General features: G+C 67.8%; 21 protein-coding genes and 2 tRNA genes. 5 read left to right on the forward strand and 18 right to left on the reverse strand.

Translation table 11 applies throughout. The features are described 5' to 3' along the window. Positions 1-101: 101 nt before the first annotated feature. From DLJ53_RS24925 to DLJ53_RS24945, 5 genes are all read right to left on the reverse strand, one after another. Positions 102-1,133: an SMP-30/gluconolactonase/LRE family protein gene (locus DLJ53_RS24925; RefSeq protein WP_111350307.1), complete on the reverse strand. Its 1,032-nt coding sequence runs from the start codon at positions 1,131-1,133 to the stop codon at positions 102-104. A 113-nt stretch (positions 1,134-1,246) separates the two neighbouring features. Beyond that, a complete protein-coding gene (locus DLJ53_RS24930) occupies positions 1,247-2,560 on the reverse strand; it encodes a TRAP transporter large permease (protein ID WP_111350309.1) in 1,314 nt (437 codons plus the stop codon). After that, a complete protein-coding gene (locus DLJ53_RS24935) occupies positions 2,557-3,093 on the reverse strand; it encodes a TRAP transporter small permease subunit (protein ID WP_111350311.1) in 537 nt (178 codons plus the stop codon). The genes DLJ53_RS24930 and DLJ53_RS24935 overlap by 4 nt, the downstream gene beginning before the upstream one ends. Before the next feature lie 34 nt (positions 3,094-3,127). Beyond that, positions 3,128-4,174, reverse strand: coding sequence for a TRAP transporter substrate-binding protein DctP (gene dctP / locus DLJ53_RS24940; protein WP_111350313.1), 1,047 nt, complete (start codon positions 4,172-4,174; stop codon positions 3,128-3,130). A 208-nt stretch (positions 4,175-4,382) separates the two neighbouring features. After that, positions 4,383-5,675 (reverse strand): hydroxymethylglutaryl-CoA reductase, degradative, encoded by a 1,293-nt coding sequence (locus DLJ53_RS24945; RefSeq protein WP_111350315.1) that lies wholly within the window; start codon positions 5,673-5,675, stop codon positions 4,383-4,385. Positions 5,676-5,834: 159 nt separating this feature from the next. On the opposite strand from DLJ53_RS24945, the gene DLJ53_RS24950 reads away from it, so the two are divergent. Then, the gene (locus DLJ53_RS24950) at positions 5,835-7,184 is read left to right on the forward strand and encodes an aminotransferase-like domain-containing protein (RefSeq protein WP_244935159.1); all 1,350 of its coding nucleotides are present in this window, start codon (positions 5,835-5,837) and stop codon (positions 7,182-7,184) included. A 14-nt stretch (positions 7,185-7,198) separates the two neighbouring features. Further along, positions 7,199-8,095, forward strand: coding sequence for a hydroxymethylglutaryl-CoA lyase (locus DLJ53_RS24955; protein ID WP_111350319.1), 897 nt, complete (start codon positions 7,199-7,201; stop codon positions 8,093-8,095). A gap of 416 nt (positions 8,096-8,511) precedes the next feature. Here the strand turns inward: DLJ53_RS24955 and nuoF are convergent, their stop codons facing one another. From nuoF to DLJ53_RS25000, 9 genes are all read right to left on the reverse strand, one after another. Beyond that, positions 8,512-9,828 carry an NADH-quinone oxidoreductase subunit NuoF gene (nuoF, locus tag DLJ53_RS24960; protein ID WP_111350321.1) on the reverse strand — a complete coding sequence of 439 codons (1,317 nt, stop codon included), beginning with the start codon at positions 9,826-9,828 and terminating at the stop codon, positions 8,512-8,514. A gap of 52 nt (positions 9,829-9,880) precedes the next feature. Next, positions 9,881-11,131, reverse strand: a complete 1,251-nt coding sequence (nuoE, locus tag DLJ53_RS24965) for an NADH-quinone oxidoreductase subunit NuoE (protein WP_111350322.1) — start codon at positions 11,129-11,131, stop codon at positions 9,881-9,883. A gap of 223 nt (positions 11,132-11,354) precedes the next feature. After that, positions 11,355-12,539 carry an NADH-quinone oxidoreductase subunit D gene (locus DLJ53_RS24970; protein WP_111350324.1) on the reverse strand — a complete coding sequence of 395 codons (1,185 nt, stop codon included), beginning with the start codon at positions 12,537-12,539 and terminating at the stop codon, positions 11,355-11,357. Position 12,540: 1 nt separating this feature from the next. Beyond that, complete coding sequence (locus DLJ53_RS24975; RefSeq protein ID WP_111350326.1) at positions 12,541-12,948, reverse strand: GFA family protein; 408 nt, start codon at positions 12,946-12,948, stop codon at positions 12,541-12,543. Further along, the gene (locus DLJ53_RS24980; RefSeq protein WP_111350328.1) at positions 12,948-13,565 is read right to left on the reverse strand and encodes an NADH-quinone oxidoreductase subunit C; all 618 of its coding nucleotides are present in this window, start codon (positions 13,563-13,565) and stop codon (positions 12,948-12,950) included. The genes DLJ53_RS24975 and DLJ53_RS24980 overlap by 1 nt, the downstream gene beginning before the upstream one ends. A 1-nt stretch (position 13,566) precedes the next feature. Continuing rightward, positions 13,567-14,157: a NuoB/complex I 20 kDa subunit family protein gene (locus DLJ53_RS24985; RefSeq protein ID WP_226576997.1), complete on the reverse strand. Its 591-nt coding sequence runs from the start codon at positions 14,155-14,157 to the stop codon at positions 13,567-13,569. Next, positions 14,148-14,513 carry an NADH-quinone oxidoreductase subunit A gene (locus DLJ53_RS24990; RefSeq protein ID WP_111350332.1) on the reverse strand — a complete coding sequence of 122 codons (366 nt, stop codon included), beginning with the start codon at positions 14,511-14,513 and terminating at the stop codon, positions 14,148-14,150. The genes DLJ53_RS24985 and DLJ53_RS24990 overlap by 10 nt, the downstream gene beginning before the upstream one ends. Positions 14,514-14,908: 395 nt before the next feature. After that, positions 14,909-15,295 carry a VOC family protein gene (locus tag DLJ53_RS24995; RefSeq protein ID WP_111350334.1) on the reverse strand — a complete coding sequence of 129 codons (387 nt, stop codon included), beginning with the start codon at positions 15,293-15,295 and terminating at the stop codon, positions 14,909-14,911. 72 nt (positions 15,296-15,367) lie between these two features. Continuing rightward, positions 15,368-15,444: transfer RNA gene (locus DLJ53_RS25000), tRNA-Asp, on the reverse strand. Positions 15,445-15,582: 138 nt separating this feature from the next. Between DLJ53_RS25000 and DLJ53_RS25005 the strand changes: the two genes are divergently transcribed. Then, positions 15,583-15,659, forward strand: a tRNA-Val gene (locus DLJ53_RS25005). Positions 15,660-15,791: 132 nt separating this feature from the next. On the opposite strand, the gene DLJ53_RS25010 is transcribed toward DLJ53_RS25005, so the two are convergent. Together DLJ53_RS25010 and DLJ53_RS25015 are read right to left on the reverse strand one after the other, a co-directional pair. After that, entirely contained in the window at positions 15,792-17,180 is a 1,389-nt protein-coding gene (locus DLJ53_RS25010) for a coiled-coil domain-containing protein (protein ID WP_146620084.1), read from the reverse strand. An 80-nt stretch (positions 17,181-17,260) separates the two neighbouring features. Continuing rightward, on the reverse strand, positions 17,261-17,905 hold the full coding sequence (locus tag DLJ53_RS25015; RefSeq protein ID WP_111350338.1) for a DUF1134 domain-containing protein: 645 nt from the start codon (positions 17,903-17,905) through the stop codon (positions 17,261-17,263). 111 nt (positions 17,906-18,016) lie between these two features. On the opposite strand from DLJ53_RS25015, the gene DLJ53_RS25020 reads away from it, so the two are divergent. Further along, positions 18,017-18,616 (forward strand): histidine phosphotransferase family protein, encoded by a 600-nt coding sequence (locus tag DLJ53_RS25020; RefSeq protein WP_111350340.1) that lies wholly within the window; start codon positions 18,017-18,019, stop codon positions 18,614-18,616. Between the two features lie 137 nt (positions 18,617-18,753). On the opposite strand, the gene ctrA is transcribed toward DLJ53_RS25020, so the two are convergent. Continuing rightward, a complete protein-coding gene (gene ctrA, locus DLJ53_RS25025) occupies positions 18,754-19,455 on the reverse strand; it encodes a response regulator transcription factor CtrA (protein WP_111350342.1) in 702 nt (233 codons plus the stop codon). Between the two features lie 762 nt (positions 19,456-20,217). On the opposite strand from ctrA, the gene DLJ53_RS25030 reads away from it, so the two are divergent. Further along, positions 20,218-20,574 (forward strand): hypothetical protein, encoded by a 357-nt coding sequence (locus DLJ53_RS25030; protein WP_111350344.1) that lies wholly within the window; start codon positions 20,218-20,220, stop codon positions 20,572-20,574. A 188-nt stretch (positions 20,575-20,762) separates the two neighbouring features. Here DLJ53_RS25030 and DLJ53_RS25035 read toward each other — a convergent pair whose 3' ends face one another. Continuing rightward, on the reverse strand, positions 20,763-21,695 hold the full coding sequence (locus tag DLJ53_RS25035) for a ribose-phosphate pyrophosphokinase (RefSeq protein ID WP_111350346.1): 933 nt from the start codon (positions 21,693-21,695) through the stop codon (positions 20,763-20,765). Between the last annotated feature and the right edge of the window lie 74 nt (positions 21,696-21,769).

The following is a 21,769-nucleotide window of genomic DNA, read 5'->3' on the forward strand; positions in this document are numbered from 1 at the left end:
GCGCGGCGGTGCAAACCAACCCCCGGCTGCGGCCGGCGCGAGGCGCAAACGAAAACGGGCCCCGCGTGGGGGCCCGTCACGTCTCGATCCGCCGCCGGCGGTCAGTCCTGGTAGGCGTAGGGCGTGGAGGCCGGCGCGAGCGCCTTGGCGTGGAAGATCGTCGAACCTTCGCCGCCGTCCCAGTCGTTGGTGAAGATGTACATGTCGTCGGTGCCCGGCTTGATCACCATCGACGTGGTGCGAAGGTTGTGCCCCTCGTCGCGGCCGGGGACGAGGATCTGGCCGATCGGGAAGCCGTTCTTGTTGAACACCATGATGCGCCCCTGCGTGTACATGGCGACGTAGACGTTGCCGTCCTGGTCGGTGCGCAGCGAATCGGGCGCCGGGCCGGTGAACTGGTAGGCGACCACGGCGCCGAACGGGGCGACGGTGGTGGCGTTCGCCAGGCTCACCTTGTGGAGCCGGCCCTTGGCGAGCTCGGTGAACCAGAGCGTCTTGCCGTCCGGGCTGAGGCCGATGCCGTTGCCGATGGCGACGTTCGGGATCACCTGAACCGGCTCGCCGCCCTCGGGTCCGACGTAGTAGACGCCGCCGTCCGGCCGGGTGGAGCCGCCCTTGAAGTCGGTGAAGTAGAACCCGCCGTCCCTGTCGAACACGAGGTCGTCCGCGAGGTAGCCGGCGCTGCGCGGAACGATCTCCTCGACCGATGCGCCGTCCGGGGACACCTTCACGACGGAGCCCTCGTCGTCGAAGTTGCCGAGCTCGGCGACGTAGAGCGTTCCGTCCTTGTCGACCTCGATGCCGGCGGGGCGGAGCTCGTTCTTGCCGAGCACTTCGCTGAGCTGCATGTCCGGCGTCAGGCGGAAGATGCGCCCCTCGAACACCTCGCAGAAGATGAGGTCGCCGTTGGGCGCGAACACCGGCCCTTCGAGCTGCATGCCGTCGTCGGAGACCTTGAACCACTCCTTCGCGGTGATCGTCGGCAGGCTCTTCTCGGCGGGCGGGATCGGCACCGGGCTCTTCATGTCCGCGGTGACGGGGAGGGCGGGAACGTCGCCGTCAGCGGTTTGAGCGTGGGCGGCGAGGGCTGGCGCGAGGCACAGGGCCGCGATCGCACAGAGGGTGCGTTTCATCACTTTCCTCCAGGTGTTTGTTGTTGGCTCGGGTGGCGGTCGCACGCGGGGCGCGGCCACCTCTGCGTCGGCAACTGGCGGGTCCGCCGGCGCGTGGCCGGCGGACCGTCGCGCTAGTTGACCATCAGTGCCGGCAGGAAGGTCGCAAGCTTGGGGAAGGCGACCAGGATCAAGAGGCCGACGAACTGAAGAAGGAAGAACGGCAGGATACCGCGATACACCGTCGCCATCGTGAGCTGAGGCGGCAGCGTGGCCTTGATGTAGAAGAGCGTGTAGCCGAACGGCGGCGAGATGTAGCCCATCTGGATCGTCATCGCGAAGAGGACGCCGAACCACACCTGATCGAAGCCGAGGCTGTGAACCACCGGCAGGAAGACCGGCACCGTGAGCAGGATGATGCCGATCTCGTCGAGCACGGTGCCCAGGAAGATGAGGATCAGCATCATCGCCGCGAGCACCAGGTAGGGGCTCACTTCGAGACCCTCGATCGCGCCGAGCAGCGCGTCGGCACCGCCGAGCGAGGTGAAGATCGCGACGTACGCCTTCGCGCCCACCGTGATCCAGAGGATCATCGAGGTGGCCTTCAGCGTCTCCATCGACGCGTCCGTCAGCATCGACAGGCGCAGCTTGCCCCGCAGCGCCGCCGCCAGCGCCGCGCCGGCGACACCGACGGCCGCCGCCTCGGTCGGCGTCGCGATGCCGAAGAAGATCGACCCCAGCACCATCACGATGATTGCCGTCGGCAGGATCAGCGTCGTCAGCACGCCGAGCTTCTTGCGCCAGGTGACGTCCGGCATGTCGGCAGGCGCGGGCGCCTTCGTCGGGTCCAGCCAGGCGGAGATGAGGATGTAGCCGGTGTAGAGGGTGGCGAGCAGGATGCCCGGAACGATGCCGGCGATCAGCATGGTGCCGATCGAGACCTGCGCGGTCACCGCGTAGACGATCGTCAGGATCGATGGCGGGATCAGGATGCCGAGCGTGCCCGAGGCGCAGATGGTGCCGGTGGCGAGCTTCGGATCGTAGCCGCGCCGCAGCATCTCCGGCAGCGCGAGGATGCCCATCGCCGTCACCGCCGCGCCGACGACGCCGGTCATCGCCGCCATGACGACGCAGATGACGACGGTGCCCACCGCGAGACCGCCGCGCAGGCGGCCGAACCACATCTCCATCGCCCGGTAGAGATCCTCGATCACGCCGGAGCGCTGCAACAGGATCGCCATGAAGATGTAGAGCGGGATGGCGAGCAGGGACTCCGACCGCATCGTGTCGAAGATCTGCAGGACGACGATGATGAGGGCGTTCGGGTCCCAGAAGAGGACGATGAAGAGGATCGACAGGCCGCCGAGGACGAAGGCGACCGGAAGGCCGGTCAGGAGGAAGATGGCGAGTCCTGCGAACATCGCCACCAGGATGACGTTAGGGCTCACAGGGCCTCCGGCGCGTTGGCATCGTTTTCGAGCGCGTCAGTGTCGCCGAAGAGCACGCGCAGCCATTCGACCAGCGCCTGCAGGAAGAGTAGCACGAGCGAGAGCGGGATCACGAACTTCACCGGCCAGATGGGCGGGTTCCAGGTGGTGAACGACGTCTCGCCCAGCTCCCAGGACTGCACCGCGAACGGCCAGGCGTAGTAGAGAAGGATCAGCGCGAACGCCCCGATGATCGGGAAGTTCACGATGTCGAAGGCCCGGTTGAGCCACTGGGGCGCCGAGTGGCGCACCAGATCGAGGTTCACGTGACCTTTGATGTGGAGGAGGTACGGCCCGCCCAGAAGGAAGAACGGGCCGAACAGCAGCGTGGCAAGCTCCAGCCCCCAGCTCGACGGCGCGCCGAACCCGTACCGGGCCACGACCGCGTAAAGCATCACTGGCACGATCACGAGCATCAAGAGGCTCGCGAGCTTGTAGAACAGCCAGTTGACGTTCGTCACGGCCGTGGCGAAAGCGCTGATGACTTGGGGCATCACATGAGCCTTGCTGGAAGAAGACGGGGCGGCGTTAGCCGAGGAGCCCCATCTCCTCCATCAGAGCGACCTGGGAGTCGAGGATCTTCTTGGCGAGCGCGTTGCCCTTCGTGGCCTGCTCCCAGAGCTCCTTGGCCTTCGGGCGCGACGCGACGACGTCCTCGTTCGACAGCTCGAGCACCTCGACGCCCTGCTCCTTGAACGCGGCGAGGGCGCTCTCGTCGGTCTTCACCTTGTTCTGCTCGTAGGACTCGGCCGTCTCCTTGGCCGCCTCGGCGAGTGCGTCGGCGAAGCCGTCCGGCAGCTGCTTCAGCGCCGCGGCGTTGGCGACGTAGGAGGTCGACGTCGTCGGCTGGTGGACACCCGGCAGGATGATGAACTTCGCCACCTCGCCGAGACCGGCGTCGAGGTTGGCCTGCAGGTCACCGCGGTCGGCGATGTCGATCAGGCCCTTGTCGAGCGCGGAGTAGACCTCGGAGGTCGGCAGCGGCGACACCTTCACGCCGAAGCCGGACATGACGGCCGAGGCGAGACCCACGAAGCGGCCGTTCTTGCCGGCGAACTGCGAGATCTCGGTGATGCGGACCTTGGAGTGGATCGGCTCCTGGCCATAGACGGACGGGGCGATGTAGGAGAGGCCGGCCGGAGCGTAGGCTTCCTTGGCCATCTCGATGCCGCCGTGGTCGTAGAACCAAGAATTGTACTGCGCCGCCTCGGGGAAGCCGAAGGGGATCGTCGAGGTGAAGGCCAGCGCCGGGATCTTGCCGGCCTCGTAGCCGTCGAAGGTCTTCATCATCTGGAAGGCGCCGCCGCGAACCGCGTCGAAGGCCTGCGCCGGGGGGACGATCTGGCCGGCCGAGAAGAGCTGGATCTCGAAGTCGCCGCCCGTCTTCTCGCCGACGAGGGTCACGAAGTCCTCTTCGAACTGGAGCGGGGTCGTGCCGCCGTCCCACAGCGCCTGCATGCGCCACTTGACCTTCTGGCCCTGCGCGATGGCGGGGGCGGCGAGCGGGCCGGCCGCGGCCATGACGGCGGCGCCACCGGCGAGCTTCACGAGCGTGCGGCGATTGATATTCGTCATTCTATCGTCCTCCCTGAGGATCTCTTTTGAGAATCGGGTCTTGCTGGAATTCGCAACTGATTGGGCAATTGCATAGGTCGAGAGTGGAGACCCTCGACCTTTTCGTCGCGGTTGGGGACGGAATTGTCGCGGCTGGCAAAGGACTTAACGCACCAACGCGACACGTCCTGGCGGCCGCGCCGGGCGCGGCCGTTCCGGGACGCAGCGCTTAGCGCGACTGCTCCAGAAGCTCGCGCGCCTTGTCGGTGCGCACGTCGCCGAGGCGGGCGAGTTCGGCCGCGATCCGCTCGATGTCGGCACCCGTGGCACCGGCCGCGATGGCGATGTTGCGGGCGTGCAGCGCCATGTGGCCGCGCTGGATGCCTTCCGTCGCGAGCGCGCGAAGGGCGGCCATGTTCTGCGCGAGGCCGACCGCGACGATGATCTCACCGAGGTGCGACGCGCTCTTGACGTTCATGACGCGCAGCGCCGCCTGGGCCGCCGGATGCGTCTTCGTGGCACCGCCGACGAGGCCGACGGCCATCGGCATCTCGAGCGTGCCGACGAGACGGCCTTCCTTGTCCTCTTCCCACGTCGTCAGCGAGGTGTACTGACCCGAGCGTGCGGCGTAGGCGTGGGCACCCGCCTCGATGGCACGCCAGTCGTTGCCGGTCGCGACCACCACCGGGTCGACGCCGTTCATGATGCCCTTGTTGTGCGTCGCGGCACGGTAGGGATCGATCCGGGCGAACTCGTAGGCGTCGAGGATGCCGTCCATGATGCGGCGGCCGGAGAACTCCTTCGTCGCCAGCGACTGCTCGGTCAGCGTGACCGTGGCACGGGAGAGGCGCAGGTCGGCCAGGTTGGACAGGATGCGCAGACGCACCGAGCCGCCCGTCACCTCCTCAACGATCGGGGCGACCGCTTCGGCCATCGTGTTGACGGCGTTGGCGCCCATCGCGTCGCGCACGTCGACGAGGAGGTGCATGACCACCATCGGACCGCGGCGCGACTCGGGGAAGACGTGGACTTCGATGTCCTTGCAGCCGCCGCCGAGCTTCACCAGGAAGGCGTCGCGCGAGTTGGCCGTCTCGATGATCCGCTCCTTCGCGCCGAGGATGCGCGAGCGGGCACCGAAGGGGTCGGTGACGCCGATCACCTGCACCTGCGCGCGCATGACCGGCAGCGTGGAGGAGGTGACGAAGCCGCCGTTGTCGCGCGCGATACGCGCCATGTACGACGCGGCCGCGACCACCGACGGCTCCTCGACGGCCATCGGGATGAGGATGTCGTCGCCGTTGATGGTGAAGTTCGTCGCAACGCCCATCGGCATCTCGAAGATGCCGATCACGTTCTCGATCATGCCGTTCGCACGCTCGACGGTGAGAACGCCCTGGCCCGCGAGCGCGGCGCTGTCACCCTGCGACAGGCCGGTGGCGGTCGCGAGCTGATCGAGGCGCTCATTGGGGGCCTTGTTGCGGTACCCCTCCAAACGCGAGCTTATTTTTTGAGCCTGATCCATTGCGCCTTTCCAGTCCGTCTCTTGCGCGCTTCTTCCAAGTGTTGTCTGCTTACCTAACGGGACAATCAAGGGACAGTTGGTCAGTTAACTGGCGCGACTGTGCCAGTTAATAAATGGGACAATTTGGTGAGGGGACGGCCTGCATCGCGTGTCGATGCCGTGGTAGATGCAGTCGGAGCGCGGCTTCGAAGCGAGTCATGGAGCGTCGGGCAGCGCCTGCCGTCCATCCGAAAGGCGGCGCTCGACCATGGTGTGTCAAAAAATACCATGGCCGAAGCCTATGACAGGTTGGTCGCAGCCGGCCTCCTCGAGGTCCGGGCAGGGTCGGGCTATTATGTGGTCCGCAGGGACAGGGTGCCCGTTACGTCGGCACCGCAGCCTCATGTCAGTGCAGCCGTCGACCTCGTCTCGCTCCTGCGCGAACAGCTCGACAAGAGCTACGCCGTGCGCCCCGGCGACGGCCGCCCGCCGGCCTCCTGGATGGAAGGCTCGGAGCTGCGCCGCTGGTTCACGGCGAGCCGCGCCGTGGAGGGCGCCGACACCTTCGGCTACGGCTCCTCATACGGCCTCGCGGCCCTGCGCGAGCGGCTGCGCGTCATGCTGCTGGAGCGCTCGATCAGCGCCGCGGAGGACGGTGTCCTCCTGACCCACGGCGCCAACCACGCCCTCGACCTCATCATCCGCCACTTCCTGCGGCCGGGCGACACCGTGCTGGTGGACGACCCCGGCTATTACCCGCTGTTCGGCAAGCTCGCCCTCGCCGGGATCCGGATGGAGGGGGTGAAGCGCAACGAGGACGGGCCGGACGTCGAGGAGCTGAACGCCAAGCTCGCCCTCGGGCCCAAGGCCTTCTTCACCCAGAGCCAGGCGCACAACCCGACCGGATCCTCCCTCGCTCCGTCCGTCGCCTTCTCGATCCTCCAGGCCGCCGAGCGGTCCGGGATGATCATCGTCGAGAACGACGCCTTCGCCGACATCGTCGCGCCGACGCTTACCCGCCTCGCCGCGCTCGACCAGCTCCAGCGCGTCCTCTACGTCGGCACCTTCTCCAAGACGCTGTCGGCGAGCCTGCGCTGCGGCTTCGTCGCCGGCTCGCCGCCGGTCATCTCCGCGCTGCGCGACATCAAGATGCTGACGACGGTGGCGAGCTCGGACTACGTCGAGGCCTTCGTCCTTGGCCTCATCGAGCGCGGCCACTACCTGAGGCACCTGCGCCGACTGCGCGCGCGCATCGAGAAGTCCCACCTCAAGACCCTGACCGCGCTGGAGGGGGCCGGCCTCAGCGTGAAGGCGCCGAAGGTTCCCGGCTTCTACGTCTGGGCCGAATTGCCGCCACGGGTGGACGAAATGGAACTCGTGAAGGCCGCCGCCGAACGCAGCATCTTCCTCGCGCCCGGAAGCCTCTTCCGGCCCAACCGCATCCCCCTCGAGCGCGGCGCCATCCGCGTCAACGTCGCCTACGGCGCCGACCAGCGCCTCATCGACTTCCTCAAATCCGCACTTCGCTGAACCCGGAGCTACCCATGCCTCTTCCCGACCGCGTCACCATCGTTGAGGTCGGCCCGCGCGACGGCCTGCAGAACGAGAAGGCCGTCGTCCCCGCCGCCACGAAGGCGGAGCTGATCGACCGCCTCGCGGAGGCGGGCTGTACGGTCATCGAGGCCGGCGCGTTCGTCTCCCCCAAATGGGTGCCGCAGATGGCCGGCACCCCCGAGGTGCTCGCCGCGATCCACAGGAAGCCCGGCGTGCGCTACCCCGTCCTGGTGCCGAACCTCAAGGGGCTGGAGGCGGCCATCGCCGCCCGGTGTGACGAGGTCGCCGTCTTCGCCAGCGCCTCCGAGGCATTCAGCCAGAAGAACATCAACTGCTCCATCGCCGAGAGCCTCGAACGCTTCGAGCCGGTGATGGAGCGCGCCCGCGAGGCCGGCGTGAAGGTCCGCGGCTACGTCTCGTGCGTCCTCGGCTGCCCCTACCAGGGGGACGTCCCGGTCGGCGACGTCGCCGCGGTCTCCAGGCGCCTCCACGAGATGGGTTGCTTCGAGGTCTCGCTCGGCGACACGATCGGCCGGGGGACGCCGGGCGCGGCGCGGGCGATGACGGCGGCTGTCGCCGAGGTGGTGCCGGTCGGGGCGCTCGCGCTCCATTTCCACGACACCTACGGCCAGGCTCTCGCCAACATCCACGCCTGCCTCGAACTCGGTATCTCGGTCCTCGACTCGGCGGTCGGCGGCGTCGGCGGCTGCCCCTACGCCAAGGGAGCCACAGGGAACGTCGCGACCGAGGACCTCGTCTACATGCTCCACGGCATGGGCATCCCGACCGGCATCAACCTTGCCGCACTCCTGGAAGTGTCCCGCTTCGTGAGCGACGCCATCGGCCGTCCCGTGCCGTCCCACCTTGCGGCGGCGACGGCCGCCTGAGGGCGGGGTCGGGCCGGTGGCGATGGCCGCGGCCGGAATGAGCGCGGCCGGCGTGGACGTGGCTCGAAACCTGTCTTGACCGGCAGGCGGCGCCGTGCCCCGAAGGCGAGGGGCGTTCCTCCCCTCGCGCTCCCCTCCACCTCGCCGGCAGGCAGGCGTTCAGGACAGACGGCCGCGAAGGGCGGCCGGCTGGCCTGAACACCTGGCACCACGCTGGGCCGGGCTGCAGGCTCGTCAAGGGCAAGGGCTTCGCCCCGTCCTCGCCATGCTCGCCCTGCGGGCTGCGCGTGGCTCCGGGCGGCCCTTGACGACCCCGCATCCCTGAGAGCCGGGTCGGTCGGGCGGGGCGGCGCAGACGAAAACGGCGGGGCGGCCGTGAGGCGCCCCGCCGTCGTCATTGCCCGTGGTGGCGGAGGTTATTCCGCCGCGATGGCGGCTGCCCGTGCCGGCTTCGCGGCGCCGTGCGCGGCCTGGTACTCGCGGATGCGGCGCTCCATCTCCGGACGGAAATGCCGGATGAGACCCTGGATCGGCCAGGCCGCCGCGTCGCCCAGCGCGCAGATGGTGTGACCCTCGACCCGCTTCGTCACGTCGAGCAGCTGGTCGATCTCGCGCAGCTCCGCGCGGCCCTCGACCATCCGCTTCATCACGCGCCACATCCAGCCCGTGCCCTCGCGGCACGGCGTGCACTGGCCGCAGCTCTCGTGCCGGTAGAAGTACGACAGGCGCGTGATCGCGTTCACGATGTCCGTCGACTTGTCCATCACGATGACCGCCGCCGTGCCGAGCCCGGATTTCTTGTCGCGCAGCGTGTCGAAATCCATGTTGAGGTCGTCGCACTCCCAGTGCGGGATCAGCGGCACCGACGAGCCGCCTGGGATCACCGCCAGCAGGTTGTCCCAGCCGCCGCGCACGCCGCCGCAGTGCTTCTCGACCAGCTCGCGGAAGGTGATGCCCATCTCCTCCTCGACGGTGCACGGGCGCTCGACGTGACCGGAGATGCAGAAGAGCTTCGTGCCGGTGTTGTTCGGACGGCCGAGGTCGGCGAACCACGTCGCGCCGCGGCGCAGGATCTCCGGCACCACCGCGATGGTTTCCACGTTGTGGACCGTGGTCGGCGCGCCGTAGAGGCCCATGTTGGCCGGGAAGGGCGGCTTCAGGCGCGGCATGCCCTTCTTGCCTTCAAGCGACTCCAGCAGCGCCGTCTCCTCGCCGCAGATGTACGCGCCCGCGCCGTGGTGGACGTAGATGTCGCAGTCCCAGCCGTGCACGTTGTTCTTGCCGATGAGGTTGGCGTCATACGCCTGCTGCACCGCCTCCTCGAGGCGCTCGCGCTCGCGGATGTATTCGCCGCGGACGTAGATGTAGCAGTAGTGCGCGTCCATCGCCCGGCAGGCGAGGAGGCAGCCCTCGACGAGGAGCTGCGGGTCGTTGCGCAGGATCTCGCGGTCCTTGCAGGTGCCGGGCTCGGATTCGTCGGCGTTGACGACGAGGTAGTGCGGCCTGCCGTCGTCCGACGCCTTCGGCATGAAGCTCATCTTCAGGCCCGAGGGGAAGCCGGCGCCGCCGCGGCCGCGCAGGCCCGACCCCTTGAGCTGCTCGATGATCCACTCACGCCCCTCGTCGATGAACGACTTGGTGTTGGACCACTGACCACGCTTGCGGGCACCCGGAAGGGTCCAGTCCTCGAAGCCGTAGAGGTTGGTGAAAATGCGGTCCTGATCGCTCAGCATGGTGTGGCTCCGTGACGGGGTCCGGTCGGGTGACGGGTCATCAGACCCCGTCTCACTTCTTCATAAGGTCCTGAGCCTGCTCGACCCAGCGCTCGCGGTCGATCCGGCCCTTGAACGCCAGATAGGCGTTCACCCATTCCTTGTTCGACTGCGTCCAGGCGGCAAGCTGCTCGAGCTTGTAGACGCCGAGTTCGCGCAGCGTCTTCTCGATCACCGGGCCGATCCCGGAGATCCGCTTCAGGTCGTCGGGCGCGCCGGCCTCGTCGAGCGTCATCGCGTGCGGCCGGTCGCCGGCGGCGTCGGCGCGTGCGCCCGCGTTGGCATCCGGCACCGGCGGGAAGGACGTGGCGGCGGGGGCCGGCTCTTCGGGTGCGGGCTCGGGGGAGGTCGCCTCGGGTGCGGCCTCGGCGGCCGGTGCGTCGGGGGAGGCGGTCTCGGCTTCCGCGGCGGTGATCGGCGTCTGCGCGGCGTCGCCACCCGGAGCGGCGCGGTCGGCCTCCTCGGCGCTCACCGGCGCACCGTCGGTCTCGACGCGGTCGGACGGGGCGCCGCCCTCGGAGCGGGTCGCCTCGACCTCGACGCGGTTGTCACCGTCCGGGCGGCCGATGTTCTGGCCGGCGGCCGCGGGGGAGGTCGGGTCCACGTCGGTGTCCGGCGCGCCGTCGCCGGGCGCCTCGGTGCCGGCAGGCTGCGGATACTCGGGGACTTCGGTGAGCGAGGTCGCGCCGGTGATCGGCTCGGACCCCTTGCGCGTGCTCTGCGGTCCGGGGGTCGGCGTGCCGCCCTTCTCCAGCGTGTCGAGGAGGGCGTTGAACGTCTCGGCGGTCAGGTCCTCGTAGGTGTCGGCGCCGATCTGCACCATCGGCGCGTTCACGCAGGCGCCCGCGCACTCCACCTCTTCCCAGGAGAAGCGGCCGTCCTGCGACAGCTCGAACGCGTGCGACGCGATGCGCTTCTTGCAGATCGACATGATGTCGTCCGACCCGCGCAGCATGCACGGCGTCGTGCCGCAGACGCCGATGTGCGCGACCGTGCCCACCGGCTGCAGCTGGAACATCGTGTAGAAGGTCGCGATCTCGAAGACGCGGATGTAGGGCATCTCCAGCATGTCCGCGACGAGGCGGATGGCCGGCTCCGGAAGCCAGCCGTGGTGCTGCTCCTGCGCCTTCCACAGGATCGGGATGACGGCGCTCGCCTGACGACCTTCGGGGTAGTTCTTGATCTTCGCCTTGGCCCATTCGAGGTTCTGCGGCGTGAACTCGAACGCGGCGGGCTGTTGTTCGGCGAGGCGCCTTACGGCCATGGGTCAGCTCCGGAAGTCGGCGATCGTGTCTCTCCTAGCAGGCAGACACGGGAATGTAAGTTCTGACAGTTCGACGGACGGCCCCTCGGGGAGGGGGTCGTCGCAGCAATGCAGCATCGGGGCCCCGCCGGCCACGCGGCCCGGACGGTCGCGACCTCCCGCGAAGGTGCGGGCGACCCTGGTCCGAGCGCGGTGGTCAATGGCTGCAACCCCATCCTGGGCCTTACCGGTCCACCTCGCCGAACACGATGTCGAGCGAGCCCAGGATCGCCGCGACGTCCGCGAGCATGTGGCCCTCGCACATGGTGTCCATCGCCTGAAGGTGCGCGAAGCCGGGCGCCTTGATCTTGCAGCGGTACGGCTTGTTCGTGCCGTCCGACACCAGATAGACGCCGAACTCGCCCTTCGGCGCCTCGACGGCCGCGTACACCTCGCCCTCGGGGACGTGGTAGCCCTCGGTGTAGAGCTTGAAGTGGTGGATGAGCGCCTCCATCGAGCGCTTCATCTCGGCCCGCTTCGGCGGAGCGACCTTGCCGTCCAGCGTGTGCACCGGGCCCGGCGTCGCGCGCAGCATGTCGATGCACTGGTGCATGATCCGGACCGACTGGCGCATCTCCTCCATGCGGATGAGATAGCGGTCGAAGCAGTCCCCGTTCTTGCCGATGGGGATGTCGAACTCCAGCTCGTCGTAGCATTCGTAGGGCTGCGACTTCCTGAGGTCCCACGCCGCGCCGGAGCCGCGCACCATCACGCCCGAGAAGCCCCAGGCCCAGCACTCGTCCAGCGACACGACGCCGATGTCGGCGTTGCGCTGGCGGAAGATGCGGTTGTCGGTGATGAGACGGTCGAGATCGTCGACGACCTTCAGGAACGGGTCGCAGAACGCCTCGATGTCGTCGATCAGCTCCGGCGGGAGGTCCTGGTGGACGCCGCCGGGGCGGAAATAGTTCGCGTGAAGCCGCGCGCCGCAGGCGCGCTCGTAGAACATCATCAGCTTCTCGCGCTCCTCGAAGCCCCACAGCGGCGGGGTGAGGGCGCCGACGTCCATCGCCTGCGTCGTGACGTTGAGAAGGTGCGACAGGATCCGCCCGATCTCGCAGAAGAGGACGCGGATGAGCTGCGCGCGCTTCGGGATCTCGATGCCGAGGAGCTGCTCGGTCGCCAGCGCGAACGCATGCTCCTGGTTCATCGGGGCGACGTAGTCGAGACGGTCGAAGTAGGGGACCGCCTGCATGTACGTCTTGTGCTCGATGAGCTTCTCGGTGCCGCGGTGCAGGAGGCCGATGTGCGGGTCGACGCGCGTGACGATCTCGCCGTCGAGCTCCAGGACGAGGCGGAGAACGCCGTGCGCCGCCGGGTGCTGCGGGCCGAAGTTGATGTTGAAGTTACGGACGGATTGCTCGGCCATCTCAGTCGTTCCCCGCGAAGGCTGCCATCACCTCCGCCCCGGTCATACGCTTGCGCTCGCCCTCGAAGGCGTAGGTGTCGGGCTTCTCGTCGATGAAGACTTCCAGCGCGAGCGTGCCCGTCGGCGGACTGTCGAAGGCCGCCGCGTTGACGGCATGGAAGCTGCCGTCCTTCGTGCGGTAGCAGATGTGCGTCCCGCAGGTGGGGCAGAACAGACGCTCCGCCCAATCGGAGGAGTTGTAGACGGTCGGCTCGCCCTTGGTGAACGTCAGCGGACCGGTCTGCACCTCGACATAGGGGCCGCCCGACCACTTGCGGCACATCGAGCAGTGGCAGGCGCCGACATCCTCGCTCTGCAGCTCCGTCTCGAACTCGATGGCTCCGCAGAGGCAGCGTCCGGTGCGGGCCATCAGTTCGCCGCCTTCTCGTCGCCGGGCAGGATGTAGTCCGTGCCCTCCCAGGGGGAGAGGAAGTCGAAGTCGCGGAACTGCTGCGTCAGCTTCACCGGCTCGTAGACGACGCGCTTCGCCTCGTCGTCGTAGCGCACCTCGACGAAGCCCGTCAGCGGGAAGTCCTTGCGCAGCGGGTGGCCGTCGAAGCCGTAGTCCGTCAGCAGGCGGCGCAGGTCCGGATGGCTCGTGAAGAGGATGCCGTAAAGGTCGTACGCCTCGCGCTCGTACCAGTCGGCGGCCGGGAACAGCGAGGTGATCGACGGGACGGGCGTGACCTCGTCGGTGAGCACCTTCAGCCGGACGCGCTGGTTCTGGACCGGGGAAAGGAAGTGGTAGACCACCTCGAACCGCTCCGGCCGGGCCGGCCAGTCGACGCCGCAGATGTCGACCAGGTTGACGAACGCCGCCCGCGGGTCGTCGCGCAGGAAGCGCACCACGTCGACGATCGCCTCGCGCGTCACGGTGATCGTGAGCTGGCTGAACTCGATGCCGGACTCCACCACGCCGTCACCGGCCTGGGTGCGGACCATCTCGGCGAGGTCCTCGAGCGCGCTGATGTCGGGTTGGAAGGCCATCTTAACGCTCGATCGTCCCGGTGCGCCGGATTTTGCGCTGCAGAAGGAGGATGCCGTAGAGCAGCGCCTCGGCGGTCGGCGGGCAGCCGGGGACGTAGATGTCCACCGGGACGACCCGGTCGCAGCCACGCACCACCGAGTAGGAGTAGTGGTAGTAGCCGCCGCCGTTGGCGCACGAGCCCATCGACACGACGTAGCGCGGCTCGGGCATCTGGTCGTAGACCTTGCGCAGCGCCGGCGCCATCTTGTTCGTCAGCGTGCCGGCGACGATCATCACGTCGGACTGGCGGGGGGACGCGCGCGGGGCGATGCCGAAGCGCTCGACGTCGTAGCGCGGCATCGACATCTGCATCATCTCGACCGCGCAGCAGGCGAGGCCGAAGGTCATCCACATCAGGGAGCCGGTACGCGCCCACTGGATGAGCGCCTCGGTCGAGGTGAGGACGAAGCCCTTGTCGGCCAGTTCGTCCGAGATCGACCGGAAGAACTCGTCGTCCGGCTGGTTGCCCGCGACGGACACGCTGGTCGCCGGCGCGCCACCCGTGCCGGCACCGCGCTGGTCGAGGATCGGTTTGTCCTGCGTCAATTCCATTCCAGCGCTCCCTTCTTCCACTCATACACGAAGCCGATGGTGAGGATCGCGAGGAAGAGCATCACCGAGCCGAACCCGAACCAGCCGATGTTGTCGAACGACAGCACCCACGGGAACAGGAAGGCCACCTCCAGGTCGAAGATGATGAACAGGATCGCGACCAGATAGAACCGGATGTCGAACTTCATGCGCGCATCGTCGAACGCATTGAAGCCGCACTCGTAGGCCGAAAGCTTCTCCGCGTCCGGCGCCTTGTAGGCGACGATGAACGGGATGACGAGCAGCGCAAGCCCGATGACGGTGGCGATCCCGGTAAAAATGATCACCGGAAGGTAGCTGGTGAGGAGGTCTTCCATCGGTACCCCTTCGAGGCGCAGGCAGGCAGACGGTGCCGTCCTGACGCCTCATTCCATGTATGGCGTCCTTGGAATGACTCAAACCGCAGACCGCCGCAACCTGACGCGAGCATTTGCTTGGTCATCATCGACGGTTGGAGTGCATTCCAGGCCCGTCACATCGCAGGCCGGCACGCTTCAGGCAAGCGAATCCAAGGGTTGGCACCCGCCCGACCCACCACGCAATGCGACCGCGGGCCGTGAAATGCAAGCTCCCCGGCGCCGCACCCGCGGTTCCCCGTCGCGCCCGCCCGGCGGATCCGTCGCGCCGCCGCCGCGAATTGGAGCGCTTCGAGACTGGCGGGGGCCGGGATCGGCCCCGCTCACGCCGATCGACGGCATGGAGCGGCGATTGCTCAGCGTTTCGACAGGAGGTCCCAGCGGTTGCCGAACGGGTCGCGGAAGACGGCGACGGTGCCGTAGGGCTCCTGTCGCGGCGCTTCCTCGAAGCGCACACCGGCGGCGAGCAGCCGCCCGTGCTCGGAGGCGAAGTCGTCGGCGGTGAGGAAGAAGGCGACGCGCCCGCCGGTCTGCCGGCCGACCGCGTCCGCCTGTTCGGGCGCTGCCGCCCTCGCGAGGAGGAGGGCCGTGCCGCTACCGCGCGGGCGGACAACCACCCAGCGCTTGAGGGGGCCGACGGGGGTGTCCTCCACCAGCTCGAAGCCGAGGACGCCGACGTAGAACGCGATGGCCGCGTCGTAATCGGGAACGACGAGCGTGACCAAAGAGAGCGAGAGGCTCACTGGAGACGATAGTCGGATGATCGAAGAGGGAGGGACTTCGGGGAAGGGGAAGTCTGCGACGCAGGGTCATGGTGGCGAGAGTGACGGGGCTCGAACCCGCGACCTCCGGCGTGACAGGCCGGCGCTCTAACCATCTGAGCTACACCCCCGCATCCGGGCTTGGCGTTGCCGCTGTGCCCGCGAGAGCTGCTGAACTAAGGCCACCCCGCTGTCCTGTCAAGCGACTTTCAAGCGACTTTGTGGACGACCTTTCCAGATGGGCGACGGCACGCTATTCCTCCCCCCGCGGGCGGTTAGCTCAGCTGGTTAGAGCGGCTGGTTTACACCCAGTAGGTCGGCGGTTCGAATCCGTCACCGCCCACCAAGCGGTCACGTCCCTCCGATCACCGATCCTCCTTCGCCGGACGCAAAAAAGCCCGCAGCGCGGCGGCGTGCGGGCTCTTTCGGTCGTTCTTGCCGGCGTCCGCCGGGGGATCGCCCGGCGACGGGACGGGGGTCAGCCGGTGGTGCGGGCCGCCTTGAAGGCGCGGATCCGTTCGGCAAGCGTCATTTCCTCCGGCGACTTCTCCTCCGGCTGGGACCCTGCCATGTCGATGAATTTCTGCGCCAGTTTGCGCAGCTCTTCGCGCAGGGAGGCGACTTCCGCGGCGTTGAGGGCGCTCGCCTCGCCCGCCGCCGCCTTCAGATTCGCGTTCTCGGCCCTCAACTCATCCACAGTCTTGCGCAGCGCCGCGACATCGGCGGAGCCGCCGGCCTCCGCGGCGGCCGACATGTCCTGCCGAAGCGCCTCCAGTTCGCCCAGCAGCGCGTCCTTCTCGGACCGCACGCCGTTGAGGCGCTTTCTCAGCAGCGCCACCTGATCATTGGGCGCAGCCGCGGCGGTCGCCGATTCGCGCAGCTCCCGGACGGTCGCCTCGAGCTCGTAGATCTTCTGCTGCCGCAGCTCCAGCAGCGCCTCGCGCTGGTCGACCTTGGCCTTGGCCTCGCTCTCGAGCCGCTCGTGCGATGCAATCCTGCCCCGCATCTGGTCGAGATCGTAGGAGAGGCGGGACAGTTCCTGGTTGGCGGTGCGCTCCCGCGCCTCCACGGCCTGAAGCGCCGCCGTCAGCTCGGCCACCTTCGCCGACGAAACGCCTTCGCCCGGCGCGGTGCCGGCGGCCTTCAGCGCCTCGATGGCCTTATCGCGGTCGGCGATGGTGCGCTCGGCGGCCGCGAGGCTCTCGCGCAGCGCGGCGAGCTCGGCCGAACCGGCGGCGCCGGCCCCGGCATTCGCCTTCAGCGCGTCGCGCTCCTGGCGCAGCTCGTCCGCCTCACGCTCCGCGACCTCCCTCGCCGCCACCGCCGCGGCGAGCTCTGCGGGCGATGGTCCCTTGGGGGGATCGTTCGGGCGCACGAGGCGGTTCGTCGCCGTCGCGAGCTCCTCGCGCAGGGCCGTGATCGTCCTGGCCCGTTCCTTGGCGTCGGCGGCGGCCTTGTCGCGCTCGGCAACCGCGGCATCGCGCTCGGCCGCCGCGGTCGCCAGCGACTTCGCGAGCGTGTCACGCTCCTCCGTCGCGGACTTGAGCCCGGCCTCGCTCTGCTGAGCGCCCGCCTTCAGGGAATCGAGTTCGCCCTTCAGTTCGGCGGCCCGGCTCTCGGCCTCGGCGACGCGCAGCGCGGCATCGCCCTCGAGGCCGCGGGTCTGGGCCGTCGCGAGCCGTCGCTCCAGCGCGGCGATCTCCACCGCGTGGTTGGCGCGCATGACGTCCTTTTCGGCCTGCATCGCGGCCAGATCGCCCGACTCGCGGTTCGACCGCTTGCTCATCACGTTCGAGATGATCGCCATCACGATGAACGCAACGACCACACCAAAGGCAGCAATCGGGAGGGTGAGGTCTTCAAACAAGGGTTCACCTATTTCACCGGCTTGGAGATTGGGCTGTCATACTCTCCTCCGGCAAAGCCTGTCACGGGCGTTGGGCCGGCTCAGAACGGGTTCCAGGTCGGCTCCGGCGTGAACTTGAGGTACCCGACGTTGACGCCGAGCCGTGCGCCGACTCCCGTGCGCACCGGGACCAGCACCATCTCGCCCGCGACCAGCACGTTCATGCCCAGCCCGCCGACGATGTAGGCCGAACCCTCGACCCCGCCGAAGCGTCCCATGATCGCGTAGATGTCCCGCAGACTGTAGACGAGCATCATGACCTGGCTGCCGTTGCCGCCGAAGTCCCACCCGACGGACGGACCCTGCCAGAACACCTTCTGGCGGCCGAACTGGGTGGTGTTGAGGACGCCCTCGCCGTAGCGCAGCCCGCCGAAGAACGCGCCGGACGCCTCCTCGCCGAGGATGTAGCCGTTGGGCTGGCCGAACTGGGCGAAAGCGTTCTGCAGGATCTGGGCGAGACCGCCCGAGGCCTGGCCGAAGAACTGCTGTCCGGTGACGAGAAGCTCGTCGGCCGTATAGGTTGTGACTGGCTGCACCACGGGCTGGCGCGTTCCGGCATAGGTGACGGGAGACTGGGTGATCACCTCGCTCGTCGGGTCGACCGGCTGGATCGCCGTTTGAGCGAAGACCGGCGCCGACACGAGGGCCGCTGCGAGTGCAGCGACGGGGACAACCTGGCGCAACATGGGACACCTCCGACTTTACTGGTTAGGGTTCGCACGCGGCCGACCTGCGGGACGGCCGACGAATCGAGATCTTGGAAAGCGCGGCGCGGATCGCGCGCCACGGGGAATGAGATGCAAAGCGAACTCGAGCTTGCGAGCCTGATGGCCTCGCGCTTGTGCCACGACATCGTCGGCCCGGTCGGTGCCATCCAGAACGGCCTGGAACTCATCGCCGAGGACGAGGCGATGGCCGAGATGGCCATGGATCTCATCAAGAAGAGCGCGCTCCAGGCGAGCGCGAAGCTGCAGTACGCGCGCATGGCCTACGGCGCGGCCGGCGGCGCGGACGAGCTCGACCCCGGCGAGGCCGGCCGCCTCACCGCCGAGCTCTTCAAGGGCGAGCGGGCGACGCTCGACTGGGCCTGGAAGGGCGGCGCCCAGCCGCGCACCGAGGTGAAGCTCGGGATGCTCCTCGCCACCTATGCGCTCGGCGCGGTGCCCCGCGGCGGCACGGTCACCGTCGAGTACGGGGAAGGGGGCCTCGTCGTCACCGCCGCCGGCGAAACGCTGCGCAACCCGCCCTTCGTCGACGTCACCACCGGCGGCGGCGAGATCACCGACCCGCGCGGCGTCCAGGCGAAGATCATCGCCATGCTCGCCGAGAGCGGCGGCTGGCGCGTCGACGTCGCCTCGGACGGCAGCCGCATGACCTTCCGCACCGTGCGACGCTAGCGCGTCGCGCGATCGGCTCATTGGGGCCGCCATCACGCCGTCTTTGTTAACGTCGTAAACGCTAAAACGCCTCGGCCCTGGGAGAAGGGCCGAGGCGTTTTGCGTCTCGCAGTGGGTGGGCGCCCGGGCCCCCTGTCTCATGCCATTTCGCGACGATGCTCGGGCTCCGGCTCGCGCAGCACGTAACCGCGGCCCCACACCGTCTCGATGTAGTTGCGCCCGCCGGTCGCCGCCGACAGCTTCTTGCGCAGCTTGCAGATGAAGACGTCGATGATCTTCAGCTCGGGCTCGTCCATCCCGCCGTAGAGATGGTTCAGGAACATCTCCTTGGTGAGCGTCGTGCCCTTCCGCAGCGAGAGGAGTTCCAGCATCTGGTACTCCTTGCCCGTCAGGTGGACGCGCTGGCCGTCGACATCCACCGTCTTGGTGTCGAGGTTCACCGCCAGCTCGCCGGTGCGGATGATGGATTCCGCGTGGCCCTTCGAGCGGCGGACGATCGCGTTGATCCGCGCCACCAGCTCGTCCTTGTGGAAGGGCTTGGTCAGGTAGTCGTCGGCACCGAAGCCGAGCCCGCGCACCTTGTCCTCGATGTTGCCGAGACCCGACAGGATCAGGATCGGCGTATCGATCTTGGAGACGCGCAAGGTCCTGAGGACCTCGTAGCCGGACATGTCCGGCAGATTGATATCGAGAAGGATGATGTCGTAATCGTACAGTTTCCCGAGATCGATGCCTTCTTCGCCGAGGTTCGTCGTATAGACGTTAAACCGCTCGGAGTTCAGCATGAGCTCGATGGACTGAGCCGTGGCGCTGTCATCCTCGATCAATAGAACGCGCATGCAAGTCCCCTCATGCGATCCGCCGGATAGCGGGTCTTGGTAGTCAATCGGTGCGGGTCGCAGGACCCGGAACGGAAGGCCGATTCAGTGCCGAATCCTTGGTACCAAAACGGTGCATCGTCCGGCGCGGCGAGAAACGCTTGTCCAAGACTTTCGCGTCGCGGCGCGGGACACAGGAGGACCATGAGCGGATCCGGTAAACGATTGCTTAATGGCAGTGTTTTGCGCGTTAGGCTTTCCCGCATGTCCGTGCGCTGATTCCAGGGTTTCTGCGGGGTTTTGATGGCGCGACCTGTGGCATAGGTGTCACACAACCCTTAACGCGTCGCGCGATCGAAGCCAAAGGCCCGATGATGGGCCGGGCATGAAATTCACTGCCTGTTCAGCATGATGGGCCGCAGCGGCGGCGTTTTTGACCACCGCGCCATTCCAAACCTTTCGCAATCTCCAACACGGCCGGGACCATTTCCGGACGCCATGGGCACGAAGCCGTAACCATAGGGATTCTAAGTATCGGAGCCGGCCGCATACGAATCCCGCATCGACCCTGGGGTTTTCGGTGCCTGTGGCGAGCCGGCACCGCGAGAGGGTAAACCGATGGGAAACAAAGACTGTGCGGTCGATCAGGTTCGCTGAAGCCTCGCTCAGGCTTTCCCTCGCATCGGTTAACGCACCCGTCGGGTTTGGACAGAGCCGGCGAACCAAATTGCAAGCCGCGCCGACTAGGTTGAGCCTCGCTCAGCAAGATGGGGGGCAAAATCGATGAAGCCGCGCGAAAGCACGATTCAGGCTAAGGAATTCCAGGCGGGTGCGCTCCGGCGCCAGCTCGCCCAGTATGAGCGCATGATCGCCGACCTCGAGGTGATCCGCGTGGAACTCGGCAAACAGATCGAAGGTGAGGAGCGTCGCTCCGGCGTCGTCGATCCGGAGAACTTCGCCTACTCCACAGTAGCGCGGGCCGCACGCGACCGCCGCGACAATCTCACCGCGACGATCGACGACCTGTCCGACCGCCGCGCCGCGCTGGTCGACCAGCTCCGGGATATCGACGGCTTCTTCGACGCGCTCGGCGCCGCCAGCGAAGCGCACCACGCGCTCGCCCGCACCGCGGCGGCCTGAGGGCCACGCCCCGACGGCGAGCCCCCTCCGGGGCCGCCGGGCGCCGCCCGAGCCGAACCGGGCCAATCCCGAAAGATCCGATGACGTGACGCGGGCTCCGGCCCGCAACGATGCCGCGCGGGCGGCGGGCCGGCGCGGGGAATGTCCGCCGGTCAGAGAGCCGCGACGGGGGCGGGGTCTCTTCTTCTCTAGTCGAAGAGGCTTGAGACCGATTTTTCGAGCGCGGTGCGCGAGATCGCCTCGCCGATCAGCGGCGCGATCGACACGACCCGGAGCTTGTCCGCCTGCTTGATCGCGTCGGTGGCGGCGATGGAATCGGTAATCACCAGCTCCTCGAGGCGGGAGGCCTCGATGCGCGCGACGGCACCCCCGGACAGGACGCCGTGGGTGATGAAGGCCGCGACGCTCTTGGCGTCGGCCGCCAGCAGCGCGTCCGCCGCGTTGCACAGTGTGCCGCCGGAATCGACGATGTCGTCGAACAGGATGCAGTCCCGCCCGGCGACGTTACCGATAATGTTCATCACCTCGGACTCGCCCGGCCGCTCGCGTCGCTTGTCGACGATGGCGAGGGGCGCGTCTATGCGCTTGGCGAGCTCGCGGGCCCGCACCACGCCGCCGACGTCCGGCGAGACGACCATCAGGTTGTCGAGCGTGTAGCGCTCCTTGATGTCCCGGCTCATCACCGGGGCGATGTAGAGGTTGTCCGTCGGGATGTCGAAGAAGCCCTGGATCTGACCGGCGTGGAGGTCGACCGTCAGGACGCGGTCGGCGCCCGCGCGGGTGATGATGTTGGCCACCAGCTTGGCCGAGATCGGCGTGCGTCCGCCCATCTTCCGGTCCTGCCGGGCGTAGCCGAAGTAGGGGACCACCGCGGTGATGCGCCTCGCCGACGCGCGGACCAGCGCGTCGATGATGATGAGGAGCTCCATCAGATTGTCGTTGGCGGGGTAGCTCGTCGACTGGATGACGAACACGTCCTCGCCGCGAACGTTCTCGCGGATCTCGACGAAGACCTCCTGGTCGGCGAACCGGCGGACGGCACATTCCGTCAGCGGAAGGTCGAGATACTGGGAGATTGCCTCGGCAAGGGGCCGGTTGGAATTGCCTGAAACGAGCTTCATAGCGCCGCCATTGGATCGGAAAGAGCGCACCGGACCGGCGCGGCACACCTAGTTAGCAACTTTTCGCCGGTGTC

This window comes from Acuticoccus sediminis, assembly GCF_003258595.1.
Taxonomy (GTDB): Bacteria; Pseudomonadota; Alphaproteobacteria; order Rhizobiales; family Amorphaceae; genus Acuticoccus; species Acuticoccus sediminis.

Coding starts and splice junctions, on each gene's coding strand:
- DLJ53_RS25035 (WP_111350346.1), bottom strand. CDS start 21,695: ATGAAGCTCGTTTCAGGCAATTCCAACCGGCCCCTTGCCGAGGCAATC.
- nuoE (WP_111350322.1), bottom strand. CDS start 11,131: ATGGCCGTAAGGCGCCTCGCCGAACAACAGCCCGCCGCGTTCGAGTTC.
- DLJ53_RS24990 (WP_111350332.1), bottom strand. CDS start 14,513: ATGGAAGACCTCCTCACCAGCTACCTTCCGGTGATCATTTTTACCGGG.
- DLJ53_RS25020 (WP_111350340.1), top strand. CDS start 18,017: ATGCAAAGCGAACTCGAGCTTGCGAGCCTGATGGCCTCGCGCTTGTGC.
- DLJ53_RS24980 (WP_111350328.1), bottom strand. CDS start 13,565: ATGGCCTTCCAACCCGACATCAGCGCGCTCGAGGACCTCGCCGAGATG.
- DLJ53_RS24975 (WP_111350326.1), bottom strand. CDS start 12,948: ATGGCCCGCACCGGACGCTGCCTCTGCGGAGCCATCGAGTTCGAGACG.
- DLJ53_RS24955 (WP_111350319.1), top strand. CDS start 7,199: ATGCCTCTTCCCGACCGCGTCACCATCGTTGAGGTCGGCCCGCGCGAC.
- DLJ53_RS25030 (WP_111350344.1), top strand. CDS start 20,218: ATGAAGCCGCGCGAAAGCACGATTCAGGCTAAGGAATTCCAGGCGGGT.
- DLJ53_RS24985 (WP_226576997.1), bottom strand. CDS start 14,157: ATGGAATTGACGCAGGACAAACCGATCCTCGACCAGCGCGGTGCCGGC.
- dctP (WP_111350313.1), bottom strand. CDS start 4,174: ATGACGAATATCAATCGCCGCACGCTCGTGAAGCTCGCCGGTGGCGCC.
- DLJ53_RS24945 (WP_111350315.1), bottom strand. CDS start 5,675: ATGGATCAGGCTCAAAAAATAAGCTCGCGTTTGGAGGGGTACCGCAAC.
- nuoF (WP_111350321.1), bottom strand. CDS start 9,828: ATGCTGAGCGATCAGGACCGCATTTTCACCAACCTCTACGGCTTCGAG.
- DLJ53_RS25015 (WP_111350338.1), bottom strand. CDS start 17,905: ATGTTGCGCCAGGTTGTCCCCGTCGCTGCACTCGCAGCGGCCCTCGTG.
- DLJ53_RS24935 (WP_111350311.1), bottom strand. CDS start 3,093: ATGCCCCAAGTCATCAGCGCTTTCGCCACGGCCGTGACGAACGTCAAC.
- DLJ53_RS24925 (WP_111350307.1), bottom strand. CDS start 1,133: ATGAAACGCACCCTCTGTGCGATCGCGGCCCTGTGCCTCGCGCCAGCC.
- ctrA (WP_111350342.1), bottom strand. CDS start 19,455: ATGCGCGTTCTATTGATCGAGGATGACAGCGCCACGGCTCAGTCCATC.
- DLJ53_RS24970 (WP_111350324.1), bottom strand. CDS start 12,539: ATGGCCGAGCAATCCGTCCGTAACTTCAACATCAACTTCGGCCCGCAG.